The organism is Enterobacter cloacae complex sp. IR53041 (genome assembly GCF_049238285.1).
GTDB lineage: Bacteria > Pseudomonadota > Gammaproteobacteria > Enterobacterales > Enterobacteriaceae > Enterobacter > Enterobacter roggenkampii.
Genome location: NZ_JBMKHB010000044.1, coordinates 1 through 23,754 on the forward strand (window position 1 = coordinate 1; position 23,754 = coordinate 23,754).

Below are 23,754 nucleotides of genomic sequence, written 5' to 3' on the forward strand. Positions count from 1 at the left end.
CTGAACAGGAGGGACAGCTGATAGAAACAGAAGCCACTGGCGCACCTCAAAAACACCATCATACACTAAATCAGTAAGTTGGCACCATTACCCATGCCGTTTTCAGAAATAAAGCAGCGGGGGTTGCCGTAATTGTCGCGCAGGTTAATCAGAATATCGTAAATACCTGGCGCGTAGATTTCCCAGCCGCGGTAGGGGTTCATCTTGCGGCCCGGCATCTCGTAGCTATCAAAGAACCATTCCGGCATAAACGGCGCCTGCGGGTTCACCGCGCTGTCGCGACACTTCACGCGACGCGGCTGATAGTAGTTAATGCCGAGCAGGTCGATTTTCCCTTCCGCAATCAGGAAACCGTCTTCCGGCTTGCAGGCGGGCAGCTGGTCGTAAGATTTCAGCAGCGCCACCAGATCGGCCGGGTATTCGCCGCGCAGGACCGGGTCGAGGAAGCTGCGGTTAAACATCAGATCCGCAACGTGCGCCGCCTTCACGTCTGCCGGGTTCTGCGAACGCGGATACGACGGCGTCAGGTTCAGCACGATGCCGATCTCCCCCGCGTAGTGCCCGGCGCGGTAGGCCTGAACCGCCTTCGCATGGGCCAGCACCGTGTGATACGCCACGGTGGCCGCCCGGCGGAAATCCACTATGTTGGGGTAGTGGAAGTCGTACAGATAACCGCCTTCCACCGGCACGATCGGCTCGTTGAAGGTAAACCAGTGCAGCACGCGGTCGCCGAACAGCTCGAAGCAAATCTGCGCATAGCGGGCGTACGCGTCCACTACGTCACGGTTTTCCCAGCCGCCAATTTCCTGCATCGCCATCGGCATGTCGAAATGGAACAGGGTGATAAACGGCGTGATGCCCTGTTCATTCAGCTCATCAATGACCTGATTATAAAAATCGACCGCGTCCGGGTTCACTTCACCGATACCGTCGGGGATCAGGCGCGCCCAGCTAATCGAGGTACGAAAGCTGTTGTGGTTCAGCTGTTTTAACAGCTGAATGTCCGTTTTCCAGTGCTGATAAAACGTGGAGGTGTGCTGCGGCCCCACGCCGTTGTGAAAACGGTTCGGCTCGCGGGCAAACCAGTAGTCCCACGTGGTTTCACCCTCTCGTGTCCCTTCCGTCTGGAGAGCGGAGCTTGCGCTGCCCCACCAGAAGTTATCGGGAAATGCGTATTTCATGACCCTTCCTCTTTGACTTAATTGCTTGTGGCTTCAGCGGCACCCACGGTTGCAGCCTGGGCTTTCTGCTCTTCGTTTTTAATCAGCGTACGCTCATAGGCGCGCAGGAACGGCAGGTACATCAGCGCCGACATCACCATGCAGACGAGGCACATTACCACCGGGCTCAGCGCCCAGTTCGCCGCCCACGAGGCGCCAATCGGCGCGGGCGTAGTCCACGGGGTTAACGAGACCACCTGTGCCAGCCAGCCGAGCTTCGTGGCGCCGTACGCCAGGCAGGCGTTGACCAGCGGAACGAACACGAACGGGATAAACAGCATCGGGTTCATGATGATCGGCGCGCCGAACAGAATGGGTTCATTGATGTTAAAGAAGCTTGGCACCACGCCCATTTTGCCGATGGTGCGCAGGTGGGTAACGCGGCTGCGCAGCAGAAGGAATGCCAGCGGCAGGGTGGAACCGACGCCGCCAATCAGCAGGTAGTGATCCCAGAAACCCTGCAGATAAACGTGCGGCAGCGCCGCGCCTGCGGCCAGTGCCGCCTGGTTTGCCGAGAGGTTCGCCATCCAGAACGGGTTCATGATGCCGGTAACAATCAGCGAGCCGTGGATACCCGCGAACCAGAAGATCTGGCACAGCAGCACGGAGAGCAGAATGGCGGGCAGGGAGTCAGACGCGGACACCAGCGGCTCCAGCAGGTGCATGATCGCCTGCGGGATAATCATCCCGGTCTGCGCTTCAATGAACAGGTTCAGCGGGTGCAGCGTGCCGATCACCACCATCACCGGGATCAGGATCTCAAACGAACGCGCCACGCCGGTGGGCACTTCCTTCGGCAGGCGGATGGTGACGTTGTTCTGCTTCAGCCAGGCGTACACGCGGGTTGAGTAAATGGCGGCGATCAGCGCGGTGAAGATGCCCTGGCCGGAGAGGTACTGGGTTGAGATTTTGCCGTCGGCATACGGCGCGGCGACCAGCAGGAAGGCCATAAAGGCCAGCAGGCCGGACATCACCGGGTCGAGGTTAAACTGACGCCCCAGGCTCGCCCCAATCCCTACCGAGATGAAGAAGGTCATCACGCCCATGCTGAGGTTAAACGGCAGCATCAGCTGTTCGCGGTAAGTCTGGGAGAAATCCAGCCAGCCGCGGGCGAAGCTGTTAGTGGTATCCGCCGAGAACGGCGGAAAGATGAACACCAGCATAAACGAGCCGATGATCATAAACGGCAGCGCGGCGGTAAAGCCGTCGCGGATGGCAATCACGTACTTTTGCTGACCGAGCTTCGCGGCCAGCGGGGTAATTGACTGCTCAATCACCGCAACCATGGATTGATATAACGAACTCATGTGAACACCTTTTAGTGTGCCGCTTCGATGAGCGACAGAGCAAAGTCCAGTACTTTATCGCCACGCTGCATGCCGTAGTCCATCATGTCGATGGGCTGCACCGGAATGCCATGCGTCGCCGCCTTGTCTGAGAGTGTCTGTAACATGTATTTCACTTGCGGTCCGAGAAGTACCACCTGGTATTGCGGAAACTGCGTATCAAATTCGGAAACACCGTACGCATCAATCTTCACCGACAAACCACGTTCTTTTGCGACATCGACCATTTTGCTGACCAACAGGCTGGTGGACATCCCGGCAGAGCAGCACAGCATAATCTTGAACATCGACAACCATCCTCTAAATGTAAAAAGTTATTGCGAGGATGATTGGACATGATACGGAAACCGGTTTCCATTCATAAAAGACAGAACTGTGACAACCATCAAGATCCAATACTTATGAGGCTAATTAACCGGATGCAGGTCACATAATTTGGCTGTTTTGACATCATTTTGAATGGAAATGGAAAATCGGTTTCCATGGAAAACGGAAACGGATATACTCCGCTCTGGCTATAATGTGAGCCGAAGCGGTCATGGAATTTGCAGGCGCGAGGTAAGCCTGCCAGGGGAAAGAGATGTCGACAATCAATGATGTATCACGTCTTGCCGGGGTGTCTAAAGCCACGGTATCGCGAGTGTTGAGTGGGTCGCGTGGCGTAAAGGAAGCCAGCCGTCAGGCCGTTCTGAAGGCAGTGGATGAGCTGAACTACCGGCCTAACGTGATTGCCCAGTCGCTGCTGAGCCAGTCGACGGGCTGTATCGGGGTGATTTGCGCGCAGGAAAATATTAACCAGACCACCGGTTACCTGTACGCGCTGGAAAAACAGCTCAGCCAGCATCAAAAACACCTGCTGCTGCGTTTCGCGCACAGCAAAGCGGAAGTGATGCACGCTCTTGAGGAACTCTCCTGCGGGCTTTGCGATGACATCCTGGTGATTGGCGCGCGTTTCCCGCTGGACGTCGATATGGACAACGTCATTCTGGTGGACTGCATGGAGTCTGATAATTCCAACAGCATCCAGTTCGATCACGCCTTTGCCGCCGAAACCGCCTGTAACTACCTGACCAGCCAGGGGCGACGCCAGATTGCCCTGATCCATCCGCACGGCAGCGGTTTTGCTGACCAGGTGCTGCTCGGCTACAAGCACGCGCTGGAGAAAAATTTCCTGCCCTTTAATCGCAACCTTGTGTTCATGGACGCGACCTCGTCGTCCGTTGCGCTACAGGAGCTGCTGAATAACGCCAGCACGCTGAACTTCAACGCGCTGCTGGTGGCGGACGAGCAGGAAGCCCAGCGGGTGATCCCGCAGCTGCAGGCGTTTAATAAATCCGTGCCGGACGACATTATGGTCTTTAGCCTGGCCGGATCGCTGCACCTGCCGGGTATTCCGGTGATCCCGGCGATTGAATATTCTATGGATGCCATGGCGGCGCGTATCGTGAGCTGGCTGACGGAGAAAACGCAGATGCTGGGTTCGTATGTGCTGCGCGGGGATTTGATCATTCCAGACGTGCGTAAGCGTTAAACATGTTGTGTAGGCCGGGTAAGGCGCAGCCGCCACCCGGCGAGAAGCACGTTTCCAGCCCTCAATAATCTTCCATACAATCCACCTGACCAATTGCCGCCCAGTAGGCGTCCAGGTTGTCACGCTTCACGGCGGTAACGGCATTTTTGATCAGCAGCTGATTGGCCTCTGATGACAAAATCATCGCCTGCCAGGCCTTATCGCTCTGCTTTTTCTGTGGCGTACAGGTTTTCTTAATATCTTTCAGGACCTGTTGCTTAATCTGCGCCTCTTTCGCCGGATCGTCCTTTTCCTGAGCATGGACAAACGCGGCGAACAGCAGACAAACCAGCAGGCAGACAAGGTGTGCAGCTTTCATCAACAACCCCCTTTTGACGTCACAGGCTTCCCATGAAATATATCGTTACATTCAGTGTAGCGACGCCAGCCGAAAGTATGAATTTTCTCTACGTTGCGTGTGTGAGATAGTGAAACGGCACAGATAACAAGGAGAAAAAATATGCACCTGAGCATTACTCATGCGGTTACGGCGCAGGAAAAAGAAGAGTTACTCACCGGCCTGAGAGCCTACAATGCGCAGTTTCTGGATCTCTCCACATTCAGCGGGGATATTGGCGTTTACGTGCGGGACGACATCGGCACCATGCTCGGCGGGCTCATTGGGGTGCGTAAAGGCGACTGGCTGAATATCGACTTTCTCTGGGTGAGCGATGCCGTACGCGGATCCGGCGTGGGCAGCCAGCTCATCAAAACGGCGGAAGATGAAGCCAGACGCAAAGGCTGCAAGCACGCGCTGGTGGATACCGCCAGCTTCCAGGCGCGTCCGTTCTATGAAAAACAGGGGTACCAGCTGCAGATGTCTTTGCAGGATTATCCGTACCCGGGCATGCAGCGACATTACCTGGCGAAAGCCCTTTAAGCCCGTTTCTGTCATTATGCATTCTGCTATTTATTGCGAGCCGCTTTCCTAATTTAAAACGTGTTGCTTGTCTTCTTTTCGGGCCGTGGCGCATGCTTTGGCCTGGTCAAGTCATCCATGGAGATAGCAATGGAACGCACAGCAAAACTATTCAAAAAGGGTCAGAATCAGGCCGTTATGCTGCCTGCTGAATTCGCGTTTGATACGGAGAGCGTCTACATCCGACGGGATGAGGAGGGGAATGTCGTTTTGGCGGCAAAACCTGTTCTAATAAAGAGCTGGGATAATTTTCTCCGCATGCTGGCAGAAACGGACGTACCAGATACGTTTTTGAGCAAGGAGGAACGCAATCAGAGTGTTACGACAAGAGACCCTCTGGATGGAGCATGCTCATGAGACATATGCTGGATACGAATATTGTGAGTCACTTGTTTAAACGACACCCGGAGGTTGTAAGCAGAATGACATGTCTGGCGCCGGGTGACGTTTGTATCTCAAGCATTACCGAAGCGGAATTGCTGTATGGTGCTGACAAGAAGAAAAGCAGTAGATTGAAAGAAACAATCCGGGAGTTTCTCAATACCATCACGATTTGCGACTGGGACAGCGACGCCGCAGCAACGTACGGTGAACTCCGTGCAACCCTGGAAAAGAAAGGGAAAGTGATGGGGGATCTCGATCAACTGATCGCTGCACATGCTATCAGTCGGGGAACAACGATCGTTACTAACGATCGTGCATTCAGAATGGTGCAGGAGCTTGCCGTCGAGGACTGGACGACAACGTTGTGATCCCTGATGCCCGGTGGTGCAGCGCCACCCGGCCATACCCGCATATAACTTATCCTTCTTATTGATTCTTTTTCGGTTTTTATTTCACCGCCTCGTTGTCGATATAGTCACTACAACATTCAGCAAAAGGAACTGTCTTGTGAAACGTCGATTGGGTGCTCTGGTACTGGCTGGCCTGCTGCTGGCCGGGTGCGATCAAAGTGGCAGCGATGCCAAACACATTAAAGTCGGCGTCATCAATGGCGCCGAGCAGGACGTGGCGGAAGTCGCCAAAAAGGTGGCGAAAGAGAAATATGGCCTGGACGTGGAGCTGGTGGGCTTCAGCGGCTCGCTGTTGCCTAACGATGCCACCAACCAGGGGGAACTGGATGCCAACGTCTTCCAGCATCGCCCGTTCCTTGCAGAGGATAACAAGGCGCATGGCTACAAGCTGGTGGCCGTGGCGAACACCTTTGTCTTCCCGATGGCAGGCTATTCCCGCAAAATCAAATCCGTCTCGGATCTGAAGGACGGGGCAACCATTGCCATTCCAAACGACCCGACCAACCTTGGCCGCGCGCTACTGCTGCTGCAAAAAGAGAAGCTCATCACCCTGAAGCCGGACACCGGGCTGCTGCCGACGGCGCTGGATATTACCGCCAACCCTAAACAGCTGAAAATCATGGAGCTTGAAGGGGCGCAGCTGCCGCGGGTGCTGGACGACCCGAAAGTGGATGTCGCCATCATCAGCACCACCTATATCCAGCAAACCGGGCTGTCGCCGGTGCATGACAGCGTCTTTATCGAAGACAAAAACTCGCCGTACGTGAACATCGTGGTGACGCGCGAAGACAACAAAGATGCCGAGAACGTGAAGGAATTTATCCAGTCGTATCAGTCGCCTGAAGTGGCGAAAGCGGCGGAGACGATCTTTAACGGCGGGGCGGTGCCGGGCTGGTAAGGAACCCGCATAAAGCGCGGTGACGAAAATTGGCCCGATTCCATCGGTAATCGCCCTTTAACCCACAGCGTGACGCGCGACGGCTGGCTATCCTCCTTATCACACCAACCGGAGGATAGCCCATGAACATCACCCACATTCGCAACGCCACCCAGCTGATTACCTACGCTGGAAAACGTTTTTTAATCGACCCGATGCTGGCTCCGCAGGGCGCTTATCCGGGCTTCCCCGGCACGGCCCATGTCGAACGCCGTAACCCGACGGTCGAACTCCCCGTAGACGTCAAAACGCTGCTGGACGTCGACGCGGTGATCGTCACCCATACCCATGACGATCACTGGGATCGCGCCGCGGCGGAGCTGATCGCCAAAGACAAACCGATCTACGTGCAAAACGACCGTGACGCCGCGCTCCTGCGGAGCCAGGGGTTTAGCAACCTGACGGTCATGACCGACGCAACCACCTTTGGTGATATCCGGATAGCGAAAACCCACGGCGGTCAGCACGGTACCGATCGCGCATACGCCGTGCCCGAACTGGCGGAGCGGCTGGGCGAAGCCTGTGGCGTGGTGCTGCGTCATCCTGATGAGAAGACGCTCTACCTTGCCGGGGATACCGTCTGGCGTGACGAGGTGGCGGCCGATCTGCAAAAGCACCAGCCGGACGTGGTGGTGCTGAACGCCGGCTATGCCCACGTCATTGGTTTTGGGCCCATTATTATGGGGCAGGAAGATGTGCTTAACGTTCATTTCCTGCTGCCGCAGGCCAACATTGTGGCGAGCCATATGGAGGCCATTAACCACTGCCTGTTGACCCGCAGCGCGCTGCGTGAGTACGTAGAAGCCAACCAGGTGAGTGACGCGGTGAGTATTCCTGAGGATGGCGAAACCGTTATATTCTGAGTGTCTGAAAGGGAAAGGAGAGACAAATGTCGCTAGTCAACGTCGCGATTGTCGCAGTAGACGGGTTCAGCCCGTTCCACTACTCCGTTCCCTGCATTCTGTTTGGCGACTCGGTCTCCGGAGAAAAGCGCTTTAACGTGACGATCTGCGCCGAAACGCCAGGGTTTCTCACCTCAAAAGACGGATTTGCCCTCAACGCCACGCAGGATTTTACCGCCATTGGGCAGGCCGATATTGTTGTCGTTCCCTACTGGCAGCACGTTCTTGAACGCCCGCCCCAGACGCTGCTCGACAGCCTGGTACAGGCGAGAGACCGCGGCGCAGAAATCGTCGGGCTGTGTCTGGGGTCGTTTGTGCTGGCTTGGGCGGGGATCCTCGACGGCAAACGTGCGGCCACCCACTGGGAGTTCGAACGTCAGTTTCAGTCGCTCTTCCCGAACGTTCGGCTGGATATTAATGCCCTTTACGTGGATGACGGCAATATCATCACCTCCGCCGGTACTGCCGCAGCCCTCGACTGCTGCCTGTATATCATTCGCCAGCGCTTTGGCAGCGTGGTTGCTAACCAGATTGCCCGCCGGATGATTGTTCCGCCCCACCGCGAGGGCGGGCAGGCGCAGTTCATCGCCCAGCCGGTGCCTAAAGATACCCGCGACGGACGCATTAACTGCCTGATCGACTACCTGCAGCAGCACATCACCGAACAACATAGTCTGGACTCGCTGGCTGAGGTGGTCTCGATGAGCCGCCGCACCCTGACTCGTCATTTTGTTAACGCTACAGGGATGAGCGTCGCCAACTGGCTGACCGCCGAACGCCTGCGGCGCAGCCAAATCCTGCTGGAAGCCGGAAATATGCCGATTGAACGCGTGGCTGAGCTGGTGGGATTTAATTCCGCCGTCACCTGGCGACAGCAGTTTAAGGCGCGTTTTGGGGTGAGTCCGGCGGAGTGGCGAAAGACGTTTCGGCTTCATGCCTAGTGTATTACGGCTAACTCAAGATTTAAGGGTGAGTTAAATCCTTTCTTATTTTCTCTTAATATCCTTCTCACTCTTCTGAAATAACTATTAATTTTAGGAGCCCTAATTCAAATTAGATATACTCGCTTTAAGAAAACTCTTATATTACAAAAATAATCATTGCGGACATTTTTGTGGCATGGATGAATAGCGCCGAAATAAAAATTAGAATAATTTCATTAGTAAATTATGCCGTTGCTATCTTATTCTTTTCGCTTTTTTCAGCGAGGGTGAGTGCTGCACCTTTATCGCCAGCCGATCGCGATTCCATTCAACAGCAACAGCAGCAGCTTTTATTACAGAACCAGCAACAGCGTGAGGAGCTGGAGCGGAGTATTCCTCGCCCCGCGCCCGCCAGACCGCTGCCTGTTTCCGGCTCCGGACCCTGTTTCACCATTCATACCATTACCCTTTCCGGTGCGACCTTAATCTCCCCGAAAACCCGGCAGACCCTTGTCGCGCCGTGGCAGGGCCGCTGTCTGGATATGGCGAAAATAACGGAACTTCTCGCCCATATTTCTGACTGGTATATCAGCCGGGGATATATCACCAGCCGCGCTTTTCTTACCGAGCAGGATCTCTCCGGCGGCCAGCTGAATATTGTTGTGCTGGAAGGCAGACTGGAAGCGATCCGTCTGGAAGGCGAAACGCCGCGTATTCTGAAAATGGCGTTTCCGGGACGGGTGGGCGGCATCCTTAATTTACGCGACATCGAACAGGGCATGGAGCAAATTAACCGTTTGCGCGCCGATCCGGTTCAGATTGAAATTCTTCCGGGAACGCAGGCCGGATATTCCATTGTTAATCTTACGGCAAAGCCGGAATTTCCCTTAAGTGCATCGGTAAGCCTGGATAATAGCGGGCAGAAGAGTACCGGCGAAGATCAGCTGAGCGGCGTGCTCACCGCCAATAATATGCTGGGGCTGGCGGATAAATGGTTTGTCAGCGGCGGGCGCAGCAGTGATTTTGCCAGCGCGTACGATGCGCAGAATTTCCAGGCGGGCGTCAGCGTGCCGTTTGGCTACGGATTACTGGACTACAGCTACGCCTGGAGTAACTACCGGACCACCATCAGTAACCAGGGATTCAACTGGCTCTCCACGGGCGATGCCAAAACCCACCGCCTTAACGCGTCCTGGGTGGTCTTCCGCAACGGGGAGGTGAAAACCGGCATTGCGGCAGGCGTGGTTCAGCGATCCAGCCGCAACTGGCTCAACGACGCGCCGCTTCAGAGCAGCACGCGCAACCTCTCCAGCCTGATTCTGGGCATTACGCACACGCAAAAAATGCTGGGCGGCGTGGCGACCTTCAACCCGACTTGGAGCCACGGCATGCCGTGGTTCAATGCCGAAACCGACGAAGATAAGTCCGGGGATATGCCGCGCGCGGAATTCCGTAAATGGAGCCTGAACGCCAGCTTCCAGCGGCCGATTACCCGTAATGCCTGGTGGCTGACCAGCGCCTACGGCCAGTGGTCGCCTGACCGGCTGTACGGTTCCGAGCGCCTGACGCTCGGCGGTGAAAGCTCCGTGCGCGGTTTTAAAGAGCAGTACCTGTCCGGGGACAACGGCGGCTACTGGCGCAACGAGCTGGGATATTCCCTCTTCACCCTTCCGGTGATTGGCGCGGTGAGCGCAACGGTCGCCGTTGACGGCGGCTGGCTGGAAAAAGACCGTCAGGACCGCTTTGCCTCCGGCACGTTGTGGGGCGCTTCGGTGGGACTGAACAGCGCAGGGCGCGGGTACAGCAGCCAGATTTCGGTCGGGACGCCCCTGCACTACCCCGACTGGCTCGGCCCGGATCATGTGAGCGTTAACTGGCGCATTGCCTTCATGCTTTAAGAGACTCTACGACTATGGATACCCGTCACCCACCCGTTCGTTTCTCGCAGCGTCTGATCAGCTGGATTGTCTGCGGTTTGATGGTCTGGCAGCCGATGGCACCTGCCGTCGCGGCGGCGCTTACGCCGACCGGGCAGACCACGGTCGATCGGGCGGGGAACGGGGTGCCGGTCGTCAACATCGCCACGCCCAACGGGGCGGGTATCTCGCATAACCAGTTCGGTGAGTATAACGTCGGCAAAGAGGGGCTTATCCTCAACAACGGCACGGACCGTTTAACCCAGACCCAGCTGGGCGGGCTTATCCAGAACAACCCCAACCTGCAGGCCGGGCGGGAAGCGAAAGGCATTATCAACGAAGTCACGGGTGCCAGCCGCTCGCAGCTGCAGGGCTATACGGAAGTCGCCGGTAAAGCAGCAAACGTCATGGTGGCCAACCCGTACGGCATTACCTGTAACGGGTGCGGATTTATCAACACCCCGAACGTCACCCTGACCACGGGGAAACCGCAGTTCGACGCCAGCGGTAACCTGCAGGCGCTGGAGGTGACGAAAGGCGCCATCACGGTTGAAGGCCAGGGGCTGGATGCCAGCAAGAGCGACGCGCTGTCGATTATTGCGCGCGCAACGGAAGTGAACGCCGCGATACATGCGAACGACCTGACGGTAACGGCAGGGGCGAACCGCGTGGGCGCAGACGGCAGCGTCAGGCCGATTGCCGGTGAGGGTGCCGCGCCCGTGGTGGCCGTGGATACCGGCGCGCTCGGCGGGATGTATGCGAACCGTATCCGCCTGGTCTCCAGCGAGACGGGCGTGGGGGTGAACCTCGGCAACCTCACCGCGCGCCAGGGCGATATTCAGCTGGACGCGGGCGGGAAACTGACGGTCACGAACAGCCTGGCCAGCGGATCGATTACCGCGAACGGCGCGGGAGTGGCCCTCAACGGCAGCCATCAGTCCGGTGGCGCGCTGAATGTGGCCAGCTCGCAGGATGTGGAACTCAATAACAGCACGCTCGCCAGCCAGGGCGATATGCGCCTTTCCGCTGCGGGGAAAGTGCAGACGACGGGCGGCGGGACAAACAGCGCGGGCGCGCTTGCGGTGAGCAGCGGGCAGGGGATGACGCTCAGCAATACCTCCCTGGTCTCCCGCGGCGCGGCGACGCTGGACAGTAAAGCTACCCTGACTGTCAACGGCGGCGGCGTGTCGGCTCAGGGCGGGGCGCTAACCGTCACGAGCAAACAGGGAATGGCGCTTGCGGATGCGACGCTGACGGGCCAGGCCGACACCACGCTGTCCACCGACGGCAGCCTGACGCAGCGCGGCGGCAGCGTCACCAGCAAAGGCGCGCTCAGCGTGACGGCCGGGAAAGATATCACGCTGGCGAATACCCGCAGCGGTAGCGATACCCGCGCGACCCTCAGCAGCGGCGGCACGCTGTCATCCACGGCCAGCGCGATCTCGGCAGGGGAGAATCTGGCCCTGAGCGGCGGACAGCTGGTGATGGACGGCCAGAGCCGGGCCGATGCCACGGGCGATATCCGCCTGACGGGCAGCGCCGTCAGTAATCAGGGGCAGGTGAATGCGGGGCGTGACATTGCCCTCTCCGGCGACAGGGTATCCACCAGCGGCCAGCTGGCGGCGAAAGGCCACCTTGACGTGAACGCAGGAGTGCTGACAAACGGCGGCACGGTGCAGGGTAACGACGTCACCCTGAAGGGGCAGACGGTCACTAACAGCGGTACCCTGCAGAGCGCAGGCAACCTGGCGCTGAGCGTTGATACCCTGGAGCAGCGGGGCACGCTGAGCGCGAAAGGCAATGCGAACGTCACGGCGCAGCAGGCCCTGCGTAACAGCGGCAGCCTGCTGGCTGACGGGGCGATGAGCGTGACGGCAGACGTGCTGGAACAGAACGGCACCCTGTCCGGCGCGACGGCGCTGACGGCGCAGGCCGGCACCCTGACCAGCGGTCAGGCGTCCCGCACCACCAGCCAGGGCAATGTACAGATTTCCGCGACCCGCAGCGCCAGCCTGAACGGGCAGACGGACGCGGCGGGGGCCTTAACCGTCAGCACCGGCGACCTGACCACCGGCCAGGATGCGCATCTGCAGAGCGGGCAGGGGCTTACCCTGCAGGCGCAGAATGCCGCGCTGAACGGCACGCAGGCGGCGAAAGGCGCTCTGTCGGTGACGGCGGGCACGATTGCGCACGCCGGGAAATCCACCGGTAACGCGCTGAGTTTTAACGCAACCGGCGACCTGACCAGCGGCGGAGAGCTTACCGCCAGCGCCATCGCGCTCAGCGGACAGAACATCCTCCAGTCCGGCGTCGCAAAAGCGGATCGCATGATCCTGACGGCTCCTGACCGCATCACCAACAGCGGTACGCTGGTTGCCGGTGCGCTGGCGCTGGACGCTGCCTCGGTGGAGAACAGCGGGTTGCTGCAGGGGACCACCCTGCTCGGCCTGAAGACCGGGTCACTCACAAACCTCGCGGGCGGATCGGTCTACAGCACGCAGGATTTAACGCTGAACGTTCCGGTGCTGTCTAACAGCGGGCTTATCACCACCGACGGCACGCTGCGCCTCCGGGGCGACACGCTGACAAACCAGGGGGAAATCAACGGCGTCAGCCTGAGCAGCGACTACCTCAGCCTGACCAACACCGATACCGGACGTCTGCTGGCGGACGACCGGCTCACCCTGAACGGCACTGCGTTTGCGAACGCGGGCAATATTGCGGCCAGCGACCTGCACATCACGGCGGACAGCCTGCAAAACCAGGGCACCGTCGAGGGGGACTCGGCGCTGACGCTCGGCGTGGCAGACCTCACTAACCGTGGCGCGCTGCGCAGCAGCGGAACGCTGACGCTCGGCGGTGAAACGCTGGCCAACAGCGGCGAGCTCAGCGCCACCGCGCTGCTGCTGAACCTGACCCGACAGGCCAGCAACGATGCCGACGGGCGGGTGATTGCCCGGAACGGCCTGACGCTGACCACCGCCAGCCTGACGAACAGCGGGCTGATGGCCGGTACCGACGCGCAGTTTAACAGCGCGTCGGTGACCAACGGCGGCACGCTGCAGGGGACACACTCCCTGACGGCGACCGGGACACAGCTCAGCAACCAGCAGGCGGGCATGTTGCTCTCCGGTGGCGCGCTCGCCCTGCACCACACCACCCTGAACAACGCCGGGCTGCTGCAGGGCAACACCCTGAACCTGGCCACCGGTGAGTGGATGAATACCGGTAACGCGCTGGGGGAAGCGGGCGTGACGGCGGCGGTGACCGGCACGCTGACCAACAGCGGTAAGGTGCTCAGCCAGCAGGTGCTGGATGTCCAGGCCGACAGGACCGATAACCGTGGCCAGTTGCTGGCGAAAGTGCTGACCCTGCGGGGCGACCTGCAGAACAGCGGTCTGCTTCAGGGCAGCAGCACGCTGGCCTGGTCCGGGAACACCTTCACGAACCAGCCTCAGGGCCAGGTGACGGGCGGCGAGACCCTGACGCTGAGCGGACAAACCCTCAGCAACGCGGGCAGCCTTCAGGGGCGCAGCGCGACGCTTGACGCCGGGAGCCTGAACAACCAGGGCAGCGTTCAGACGCTGGATGCCCTGACGCTTTCCGCGACCGGCAGGCTGGATAACACGGGCGCCCTGCTCAGCCAGAACCTGTTCACGCTGACGGCGGCGCAGCTGTTCAACGACGGCCAGCTGGCCGGGAAAGCCCTCACGGTAAAGGCTGCGCAGCTGAACAACACCGGGATTCTCCAGGGTAACGACACGCTGGCGCTGACCACCCGCGCGCTGAGCAACGGCGCTACCGGGCAGCTGGTGAGCGGCAGTCCTCTGAACGTATCCCTCGACACGCTCGATAACGCCGGCCTGCTGCTGGTGAAGGGCGGGTTCACCCTGCGGGGCAGCGACCTGACGAACCGGGGCGATATTCAGGCGCAGAGCCTGGATTTGGGCCTGAGCAATGCCCTGACCAACACGGGGAACATCGTTGCCACCGACGATGCCGCGCTTAACGCGACGACGCTGACCAGCAGCGGCACGGTGGCGGGCAAAACGCTGACAGCAGGCGGTACTGAGCTGCGCAACAGCGGCCTGATGCAGGGCAGCAACGCGGTTAACGCCACCGCCGACCGCTTTATCAACGAGCTGAACGGTAAATGGCTCTCCGGCGGCGGCTTCACGCTGGCGGGCGGACAGCTGACGAACGCCGGTACGCTGCAGGGCGCCACGCTGGGCATGACCGGCACCACCCTCACCAACAGCGGCACGGTGAACGGGCAGACGGGACTCAGCGGCACGCTCAGCGGAGCGTTAACGAATACCGGGCTGCTGCAGAGCGGCGGCGCGACCGCCTTCACCGCGGATACCCTGGCGAACCCGGGGCGCATCACGGGCGGTACGCTGTCCCTCACCGCCCGCGATATGAACAACGGCGGGCTGATGCAGGGAACGAACGGCCTGGCGCTCACCGGGACCACGCTGACCACGGGCGCGGCCTCGCGCACCCTCTCCGGCGGCATGCTAACGCTGGATGCAGGCCAGCTGACCACGCAGGGCACGCTGCAGGGGAACGGTGCGGACATCCGCGCCAGCGACTGGACGCACGGCGGGTCTCTGCTCAGCCAGGGAACGCTGACGGCCACGACCGGCGGCACGCTGACCTCAACCGGCTCGCTGATGAGCCAGGGCCGGGCAGATATCACCGCACAGACGCTGGATAACCGCGGGCAGCTCCTCAGCGAGGGCGAGGTGACGCTCGGCGGCAGCACCCTAAAAAACAGCGGCACCGTGCAGGGGAACACCCTCGCGGTGCATCAGAGCAGCATTAACAACCAGGGCACCTTAACTGGTCTGCAGAGCCTGACCGTTCAGGGGCAGCAGCGGCTGATGGCGCGCATGGCGATGGCCGCGCCGCAGCAGGAGCTGATCAACGGCGCAGGCGGCAAGCTTCTTACCCAGGGCGCGCTGACGATTGCGTCCGGCGCGGTGACCAACGCCGGCAGCTGGCAGGCACAGAACATCCTGCTTAACGCCCGGTCGCTCACCAACAGCGGCGCGGTGCAGAGCGCCGACGCGCTGCAGATGACGCTGGCCGATACGCTCACCGGAACCGCAGGCAGCAGGATCACCGCGCTGGGTGCGGCGACGCTGCAGGCCGCGACGCTGGCGAACCAGGGTCAGTGGGCGGCGAAAAACCTGACGCTGACGGGCGGCACGCTCAGCAACAGCGGCGCCATCAGCGGCGTGAATGGCCTGACCCTCAGCCAGACCGGCGCGTTCAGCCAGCAGTCTGGCGGCACCCTGCTGTCCGGCGGGGCGCTGAACGTCACGGCGGCCTCCGTCACCAGCGACGGCAAAATGCAGGGGGGCACGCTCGGCATCACCACCGGGGCGCTCACCAACAACGGACGTCTGCAGGGCGATAACGGCGCGACGCTGGCCCTCAGCGGGACGCTGACCAACAACAGCGGAGGCGAAATCGTCAGCCGCGATGCGCTGACGCTGACCACGCCCGCGCTGTTTAACTACGGCCTTATCCAGGGCGGCGGCGAGACGCGCGTGACCGCCTCCTCGCAGGCGCGTAACGACGGCAGACTCCTCTCCGGCGCGCGCCTGACGCTCGGCACGCCGCAGTTCACCGGCACCGGCTGGCTGCAGGCCACCGACCTGATACTCAATGCGGCAAACGCCACCAACGGCGGCACGTGGGTGGCCGATCGCGCCACCCTGACCGGCACCAATTTCGCCAGCCAGGGCACCACCCAGGCGGGACAGCTGACTGTGAACTACAGCCAGCTGAACAACAGCGGCACGCTGCTCGGCAACACGCAGCTGAATATTGGCGCGGACCAGGTAACCCAGAGCGCGGGCGGCAAGCTGCTGAGCGGCGGCAACCTGTGGCTGCAGAGCCGGGGGCTGGACCTTACCGGCCAGCTGGTGTCTCTGGGGGACTTAACGCTGCAGCTGACGAACGCGTTTACCAGCAGAACCGCCGTGGCGGCAGGCAGAACCCTCACCATCAACAGCGGCGGCGACATTGATAACCGCAGCGTGCTGCAGGGGCAGGCGGTCAACCTGAACGCGGGCGGGCAGCTCAGCAACAACGGACAAATCACCACCGGCGGCGGCACGAGTACGCTCTCCGGCAGCAGCGTGGCGCTGAATGCCGCGGGTTCGGTGCAGGGCGGAGGTGACATCACCGTGGCCAGCCGGAGCAACATTACCGTCGACGGCTTCACCGGCACGCGCGGCTCGCTGACCCTGAGCGCGCCGGGCGCCATCGTCAACACCGCGCTGCTGTACGCGGCGAATAACCTGGCGCTGTTTGCCGACAGCATCACCAACCAGCGCGGCGACATCATGGCGGGAAACAACCTGTGGATGCAGCGGGATGCGGCAGGGAATGCGAACAGCCAGGTGGTGAACACGTCTGGGAATATTGAGACGCAGGGTGGAAGTCTTAATATTAAAACCATCAACTTACGAAATGAGCGGGAAGGGCTTAAAGCTTCAACTCAGAGTCAGGTACAACCAGTTGATGACTGGATGACAGGTGAGTCAACAATAGATGTGCCTGTTACGGCTCTGCCAGATGGAAGTTATGGTTTTTATTCGCGAGAAGTCATTACTGGTCCGGGTGCTGGTAACTGTGGAGCTAATAGTGCATGTAATATCCATCGCTCCACATACTATTATCTGGCTCCTTTTAAAAATACAGTCAGGCAGCGTTTTTCCGGAAGATACAGCACAACTGTTATCACAGGGGGCGATTCTCCATCAGGGCGTATTTCTTCAGGTAGTGACCTGACTATTCAGGCTTCCAGACTTGATAATAATGCCAGCAATATATTGGCAAACGGTGATATTCACCTGTCTGGAAATCAATTAAATAACCAGAGCTGGCAGGCAGGTAGTGAGGTTGATTACCTGATTTATGAATATAAACCGTTATCTACGTCTGTTGGTTACGCAACAAGTAAGTTAGGCGTGGCTGGTAGTAAGAATATCAAATTCCAGAATGATACTATTGAGTACAATCTGGTTGGGCATGAAACAGAATTCCAACCGGGTGAACTCTACCGCGCCGTCATCCAGGCGGGCGGTAACGTCACCGCAAACTTCACCAGTAACATCAGCAACACCAATACCACTGCGAACGCGGGCGGCGTTAGCAACGTTATCTCCACGCCGTCGCTGAACACCCTCAGCAACCAGAGCGTCGGCAGCGGCGTACAAAAACAGGGGCTGAGCAATACCGGCACCGTGGCGGTGAACTCGCCGCAGTGGAACGATCAGCTCCAGGGTGCGCTGCAGCAGCTTAACGGCGGCGGCGCGCTGGAAAACGGCGGCGCGTCCGGCACGCCTCTCAGCAACATTGGCACCACGCAGAAAGGCAACGCGAACCTCGGCCAGCTGGGCGCACTGGCGAACGCCGGGGTCACCACCGCCGATCTCAGAACCGCTCAGGGCGGCGCCGTCGGGCATTACCAGGGCCAGCGCGTCGATACCAGCGCTTACCCGCTTCCGTCGGGCAACAACGGCTATTTTGTCTTCTCCGACAACCCGAAAAGCCCGTACCTGATCGGCATCAACCCGAAACTGAACGGTCTCGGACAGCTCGATCCCGCCCTGTTTGCCGATCTGAACGCAATGCTCGGGGTCAAACCGTCGTCCACTGCGCCGCAGGAGACGCGGCTGGCGTTTACCGACGAGAAGCAGTTCCTCGGCTCGTCTTACATGCTCGGCCGCCTCAACCTGAACCCGGATTACGACTACCGCTTCCTCGGCGATGCGGCGTTCGATACCCGCTATGTCTCCAACGTGGTGCTCAACCAGACCGGTAACCGCTACCTGAACGGCATCGGCTCCGATCTGGATCAGATGCGCTATCTGATGGATAACGCCGCGGCGGCGCAGCAGTCGCTGGGCCTGCAGTTTGGCGTTTCGCTGACTGCGGATCAGATTGCCGCGCTCGACCACAGCCTGCTGTGGTGGGAGAAAGCCACCGTCAACGGCGAAACGGTGATGGTGCCGAAACTCTACCTGTCACCGAAGGACGTCACCGTCAATAACGGCAGCGTAATCGCGGGCAACAACGTCACCCTGAAGGGCGGCGACATCACCAACAGCGGCAGCTCGCTGCTGGCGAAAAACAGCCTGACGCTCGACAGCCAGAACAGCATCAGCAACCTCAACAACGGCCTGATGAAAGCGGGCGGCAACCTGAACCTGAGCGCCATCGGCGATATCAATAACATCAGCTCTACCATCAGCGGCAAAACGGTCGCGCTGGAGAGCCTGGACGGCAGCATCAACAACCTGACCCAGGTTGAGCAGATTGATATCAACGCCGGCGGGAAGTACGGCAAGATCGGCCTGAAAGACACCCTGCTGGGCAACACGGCGTCTATTACCGCGCAGGATGGCCTGTCGCTTGAGGCGGGGAAAAACATCACCGTTACCGGGGCGAACCTGGCCTCCGGCGGCGATATGCTGCTGAACGCGTGGGGCGATATTGCCGTCAACGCGAATCAGATCAACGACGCATTCAGCTCCAGCCGGGCGAAAACCAGCCGTTCGTCCGTCACGTATCAGGGCAGTAACGTCACCGCGGGCGGCAACCTGCTGGTGAACGCCGGGCACAACCTTGACGTGACCGCCAGCGACCTGAAGGCGGGCGGCAGCGCGGGGCTGAGCGCGGGCAACGATCTCAATCTGAACGCGGCACAGACCAGCGAAAGCAGCCGTAAAGGGAAAAGCGAGTCCCACAGCACCGGGCTCGACCGCACCACAATTTCCGCAGGCGATAACCTGGTCCTGAAGGCCGGGCAGGATATCAACGCTCAGGCCGCCGCGCTGGCGGCGGAGAAAAGCGTCGGGCTGCAGGCGGGTCGCGACGTGAATCTGGCGGCGGAAGAGACCACGCAGGGCGATAGCTATAAGTCAGGCAAGAAAACCGTCATCAACGAGTCCGTACGCCAGCAGGGAACCGAGATCGCCAGCGGGGCGAATACCCAGATCCTCGCGGGGCGCGATGTCACCACCGAAGCCGCGCAGGTAACGGCGAAGGGCGATATCGGCGTGGCGGCAGGCCGTGACGTCACTCTCAATACCGCAACCGAAAGCGATTATCACTACAAAGAGCAGACCAAAACCAAAAAAGGGTTCCTGAGCAAGAAAACCACCCACACCATCGAGGAGAACAGCGCGACGCGTGAATCCGGCTCATTGTTGAGCGGCGATAACGTGCAGGTCGTTGCGGGCAATAACCTGCTGGTGAACGGTTCCGCCGTGGCGGGCGATGGCGACGTGAAGCTTAAGGCGGGCAACAACGTCGATATCGTGGCGGCCACGAACAGCGATACCTCCTGGCGCTTTAAGGAAGAGAAAAAATCCGGCCTGATGGGCTCGGGCGGGATTGGTTTCACCATCGGCAGCAGCAAAAGTACCCAGGATCTCCGTGAGAAGGGCACCACCCAGAGCCAGAGCTTCAGTACGGTGGGCTCGACGGGCGGTAACGTCGCGATTTCTGCCGGAAACCAGGCCCACGTCGGCGGGGCGGATCTTATCGCCGGGAAGGATTTAAGCCTCAGCGGCGACAGCGTCATCATCGAGCCGGGGCACGACAAGCGCACCCGGGATGAAACCTTCGAGCAGAAGAAAAGCGGGCTCACCGTGGCGCTCTCCGGCACCGTCGGTAGCGCTATTAACAATGCCGTGAGCGCGGCGCAGGAGACCAAAGAGCAAAGTGATGGCCGTCTGAAAGCCCTTCAGGCCACCAAAACGGTGCTGTCCGGTGTGCAGGCCGGGCAGGCAGCGGATATGGCGGCAACCACCAGCGACCCGAACGCAATGGGGGTGAGCCTCTCGCTGACGACCCAGAAGTCAAAATCACAGCAGCATGCTGAGAGTGATGCGGTGGCAGGCAGCACGCTGAACGCAGGCAATAATCTCACCATCACCGCGAACGGCAAAAACAACGGCGTGAACAGCGGTGACATCGTGATTGCGGGCAGCCAGCTGAAAGCCGGGAGCGACACCACGCTGGATGCACAGAACGACATTCTGCTGTCCGGCGCGGCGAACACCCAAAAAACCAGCGGCAAGAACAGCAGCAGCGGTGGCGGTATCGGCGTGAGCATCGGTGCCGGAGGCAACGGCGCGGGTATCAGCGTGTTTGCCAACGTCAACGCCGCGCACGGCAAGGATAAAGGCAACGGTACCGACTGGACCGAAACCACCATCGACAGCGGCAAAACCGTCACCCTTAAAAGCGGGCACGACACCGTGCTCAACGGGGCCCAGGTTAACGGCGATAAAATCGTGGCAGATGTTGGTCACGATCTGCTGATGCGCAGCCAGCAGGACAAAAGCGACTACGACAGCAAGCAGACCAGCGTTGCGGCGGGGGGCAGCTTCACCTTCGGCACCATGTCCGGTTCAGGCTATATCAACGCCAGCCAGGACAAGATGAAGAGCCGCTTTGATTCGGTGGCCGAACAAACCGGGCTGTATGCCGGGGACGGCGGCTTCGACATCACCGTCGGGCATCACACCCAGCTTGATGGCGCGGTTATCGCCTCTACCGCCATGCCGGATAAAAACAGCCTCGACACCGGGACGCTGGGCTTCAGCGATATCCACAACGAAGCGGACTTTAAAACCTCGCACTCCGGTATCAGCCTGAGCGGCGGCGGCAGCTTCGGGGATAAATTCCAGGGCAACCTGCCGGGCGGCATGATCTCCGCTGCGGGTAACAAAGGTCATAAGGAAGGCACCACGCAGGCCGCGGTGGCAGAGGGCTCCCTCACTATCCGCGACAAGGCAAACCAGAAGCAGGACGTGGCCGATCTGAGCCGCGACACCGAACATGCCAACGACAGCATCAGCCCGATCTTCGACAAGGAGAAAGAGCAGAACCGTCTGAACGCAGTTGGGATGATCAGCGACATTGGCAGCCAGGTGGCGGATATTGCCAGGACGCAGGGTGATCTGAACGGGCTGAAGGCGGCAAAGGATAAATACGGTGATATTCCGGCTAACGCGACAGAAAAGGATCGCCAGGATTATCTGGCGAAACTGCGTGCTACGCCGGAATATAAAGAGACGCAGGAAAAGTATGGTACGGGCAGCGCCATGCAGCACGGCATCCAGGCGGCCACAGCAGCACTGCAGGGACTGGCGGGCGGCAATATCGGAGGGGCGCTGGCGGGCGCGTCAGCACCGGAGCTGGCGAACATCATCGGCCATCATGCAGGCATTGATGACGATACGGCGGCAAAAGCGATTGCCCATGCCATCCTCGGCGGCGTAACCGCAGCCCTTCAGGGCAACAGTGCCGCAGCGGGCGCTGTGGGAGCCGCATCCGGCGAACTGATTGCGACAGCTATCGCCAGACAGTTCTATCCCGATACTGACCCGTCGAAGCTGACGGAAGAACAGAAGCAAACCGTGAGTACGCTGGCATCTGTTTCAGCGGGCATAGCTGGCGGGATTGCCGGGGGAAATACGGCTGGTGCGGCGACTGGGGCCAGTGCAGGGAAAAATAGTGCTGAGAATAACAACCTTGCCAGCGTTCTGGCAGCTGCAAATGCTGTAAAACCGGGAACGACAGAAAAATGGCAGGCAGAGCAGCAGGCCGCGATTAAAGAAGCCTGCAGCGGAGGCACACCGGTATCCTGCCAGATGGCGATGGCGGCTGTGGGAACAGTGATGTCCGGAGGCATTCTTCCTGAAGCAATGGTCATTTCTGGTGTCATCAGTGCTGGAGCTGTGGGTGGTGTTGATTATGTGATGAATGGTTCCGTTGATCCTAAAAACGTTATTGCTGCCTACTGGAGCGGTGCTTTAACCCGTTATACTGGATTTGAATCAACAGTTCTTATCAATGCTGGTAGCAGCGCCATCGTAAGCTACCTGGATGGAAAAAATCCATTCCTTTACGGAACTATCGGTGGTTTGGGTGGAGCAATTGGTTATGGAGTAGGTAATAAATTAATAGAACCGATATTGGGTGACGTTGTTAACCCCATGTGGAAATCTTTACAGTGGGAGGATATTGGATATGGTATATCTCAGCCTTATCGATTGAGTCCAGTGCCTGGGATTGTTGGAGCTGCAGGCGGCGGCGTTGCAGGTGAAGTATTTAATGTGGTGGTAGACCCATCTACTCCTGCTAATAACAAGAATGGAGCAGCAAAATGAACGAAAAAAGATGGCTGATGTCTTTTATTTTGATTTTGCTGACGCTGATCTTAACAATGGATATTATTGCTTTGCTAACTTATTTTTTTGCAAAGGCCTATCTCTATTTCATTCGTAATATCCCTGTTGAGATAAGTCTATTTGAGTTAGTGAGGATTATTAAGGGCGCATCATTGGGTGGGATTATTGTTGGTATAGGTTGCTGGTATATTTCTTTTAAAAAATACTAGTTGTTGCTGAGAGTAAGTTTTTAAGCTGAAATGAGGAAAAACCTTTCGATAAAGAAATGGCAGTCTGTCTTAAATCTGGCGAGGGATAGTCGCGGTATCCAGTGCTTATAATCGGCTAAATTACATATTAATGTTAGCGCGAATCTTCTGAAGAACTCTGTCCGAGAAATATAATTGGAATATTTTCGGTGGGCTCAGCGCGGTGAGTCGATTATGATCCTGTAAAAGATATCCATATGAATGATAGAGATTATACAAAGGGGCAGGAAATGGTGTTAAGCAAGTAATACTATTTGAGATAATGGAAAAAGCATTAAGGCTTAAATAAATGAACAGGTAGATCTCATGAGTTTATTCGAAGAGTGTAAAGAGGCTCTTAGTGCTGATTTCACTATCATTGATAAAGAAGAAGAGCGGGTAACTACTATTCTGGAAGGGTATCCCTTTGTTAGCAGAAACATATCTTGGTCTGAAATAAGCTTTAGAGACTTTGAAACAAGTGATGAGTTACTCTGTCAATCCTGGCTAAAAAATGAAAATGTTTATGTCATTGCAGACGATGCAAATATACCTATATTCAGAACAAATTTAAGATTAGTGCTTGAAAATATTTATGATGTCGCGGCATTGTCACCAAAAATATTCATTTTTAATGAAGGCATGATTCTACAACCATTATTTCCATCCGATGCACTACGGCTCGGGGCGAGATAGCGGTGTGGTACCGTAAACCAATTACCAGTAATAGCAGGTGTTACAGTAGGTGGCTATCTATCTGAGAGAGCAGGAAAAGCAGG

Annotated in this window: 14 protein-coding genes and 1 pseudogene; 11 read left to right on the plus strand and 4 right to left on the minus strand. The window is 58.5% G+C overall.

Translation table 11 applies throughout. The features are described 5' to 3' along the window. Positions 1–89: 89 nt before the first annotated feature. The 3 genes and pseudogenes from ACOTXF_RS21655 to ACOTXF_RS21665 all read right to left on the minus strand — a co-directional run. Positions 90–1,181, minus strand: a pseudogene (locus ACOTXF_RS21655) (glycoside hydrolase family 1 protein); the annotation flags it as partial. 17 nt (positions 1,182–1,198) lie between these two features. After that, positions 1,199–2,527 (minus strand): PTS sugar transporter subunit IIC, encoded by a 1,329-nt coding sequence (locus tag ACOTXF_RS21660; protein ID WP_025910681.1) that lies wholly within the window; start codon positions 2,525–2,527, stop codon positions 1,199–1,201. Positions 2,528–2,538: 11 nt separating this feature from the next. Continuing rightward, complete coding sequence (locus ACOTXF_RS21665; RefSeq protein WP_021242703.1) at positions 2,539–2,853, minus strand: PTS sugar transporter subunit IIB; 315 nt, start codon at positions 2,851–2,853, stop codon at positions 2,539–2,541. Between the two features lie 293 nt (positions 2,854–3,146). Here ACOTXF_RS21665 and ACOTXF_RS21670 point away from each other — a divergent pair, with 293 nt between their 5' ends. Continuing rightward, on the plus strand, positions 3,147–4,097 hold the full coding sequence (locus ACOTXF_RS21670; protein ID WP_023293714.1) for a LacI family DNA-binding transcriptional regulator: 951 nt from the start codon (positions 3,147–3,149) through the stop codon (positions 4,095–4,097). 61 nt (positions 4,098–4,158) lie between these two features. On the opposite strand, the gene ACOTXF_RS21675 is transcribed toward ACOTXF_RS21670, so the two are convergent. Beyond that, complete coding sequence (locus tag ACOTXF_RS21675; protein WP_021242704.1) at positions 4,159–4,455, minus strand: YicS family protein; 297 nt, start codon at positions 4,453–4,455, stop codon at positions 4,159–4,161. 141 nt (positions 4,456–4,596) lie between these two features. Here ACOTXF_RS21675 and ACOTXF_RS21680 point away from each other — a divergent pair, with 141 nt between their 5' ends. From ACOTXF_RS21680 to ACOTXF_RS21725, 10 genes are all read left to right on the plus strand, one after another. After that, entirely contained in the window at positions 4,597–5,016 is a 420-nt protein-coding gene (locus ACOTXF_RS21680; RefSeq protein ID WP_032654363.1) for a GNAT family N-acetyltransferase, read from the plus strand. A gap of 129 nt (positions 5,017–5,145) precedes the next feature. Next, positions 5,146–5,412 (plus strand): antitoxin, encoded by a 267-nt coding sequence (locus ACOTXF_RS21685; RefSeq protein ID WP_045414808.1) that lies wholly within the window; start codon positions 5,146–5,148, stop codon positions 5,410–5,412. Next, a complete protein-coding gene (locus tag ACOTXF_RS21690) occupies positions 5,409–5,807 on the plus strand; it encodes a type II toxin-antitoxin system VapC family toxin (RefSeq protein WP_023293716.1) in 399 nt (132 codons plus the stop codon). Before ACOTXF_RS21685 ends, ACOTXF_RS21690 begins: the two co-directional genes overlap by 4 nt. Positions 5,808–5,946: 139 nt before the next feature. Then, positions 5,947–6,747 carry a lipoprotein NlpA gene (gene nlpA, locus ACOTXF_RS21695; protein WP_008500128.1) on the plus strand — a complete coding sequence of 267 codons (801 nt, stop codon included), beginning with the start codon at positions 5,947–5,949 and terminating at the stop codon, positions 6,745–6,747. A gap of 122 nt (positions 6,748–6,869) precedes the next feature. Next, a complete protein-coding gene (locus tag ACOTXF_RS21700) occupies positions 6,870–7,649 on the plus strand; it encodes an MBL fold metallo-hydrolase (protein WP_048962082.1) in 780 nt (259 codons plus the stop codon). 26 nt (positions 7,650–7,675) lie between these two features. Then, positions 7,676–8,629, plus strand: a complete 954-nt coding sequence (locus ACOTXF_RS21705) for a GlxA family transcriptional regulator (RefSeq protein ID WP_045414812.1) — start codon at positions 7,676–7,678, stop codon at positions 8,627–8,629. Positions 8,630–8,811: 182 nt separating this feature from the next. Then, entirely contained in the window at positions 8,812–10,509 is a 1,698-nt protein-coding gene (locus tag ACOTXF_RS21710) for a ShlB/FhaC/HecB family hemolysin secretion/activation protein (protein WP_075208024.1), read from the plus strand. Between the two features lie 14 nt (positions 10,510–10,523). Next, positions 10,524–22,727, plus strand: a complete 12,204-nt coding sequence (cdiA, locus tag ACOTXF_RS21715; RefSeq protein WP_270589096.1) for a contact-dependent inhibition toxin CdiA — start codon at positions 10,524–10,526, stop codon at positions 22,725–22,727. Continuing rightward, positions 22,724–22,957: a hypothetical protein gene (locus tag ACOTXF_RS21720; RefSeq protein ID WP_045414814.1), complete on the plus strand. Its 234-nt coding sequence runs from the start codon at positions 22,724–22,726 to the stop codon at positions 22,955–22,957. The genes cdiA and ACOTXF_RS21720 overlap by 4 nt, the downstream gene beginning before the upstream one ends. Before the next feature lie 345 nt (positions 22,958–23,302). Continuing rightward, complete coding sequence (locus ACOTXF_RS21725; protein ID WP_045414816.1) at positions 23,303–23,671, plus strand: hypothetical protein; 369 nt, start codon at positions 23,303–23,305, stop codon at positions 23,669–23,671. Positions 23,672–23,754: the final 83 nt, after the last annotated feature.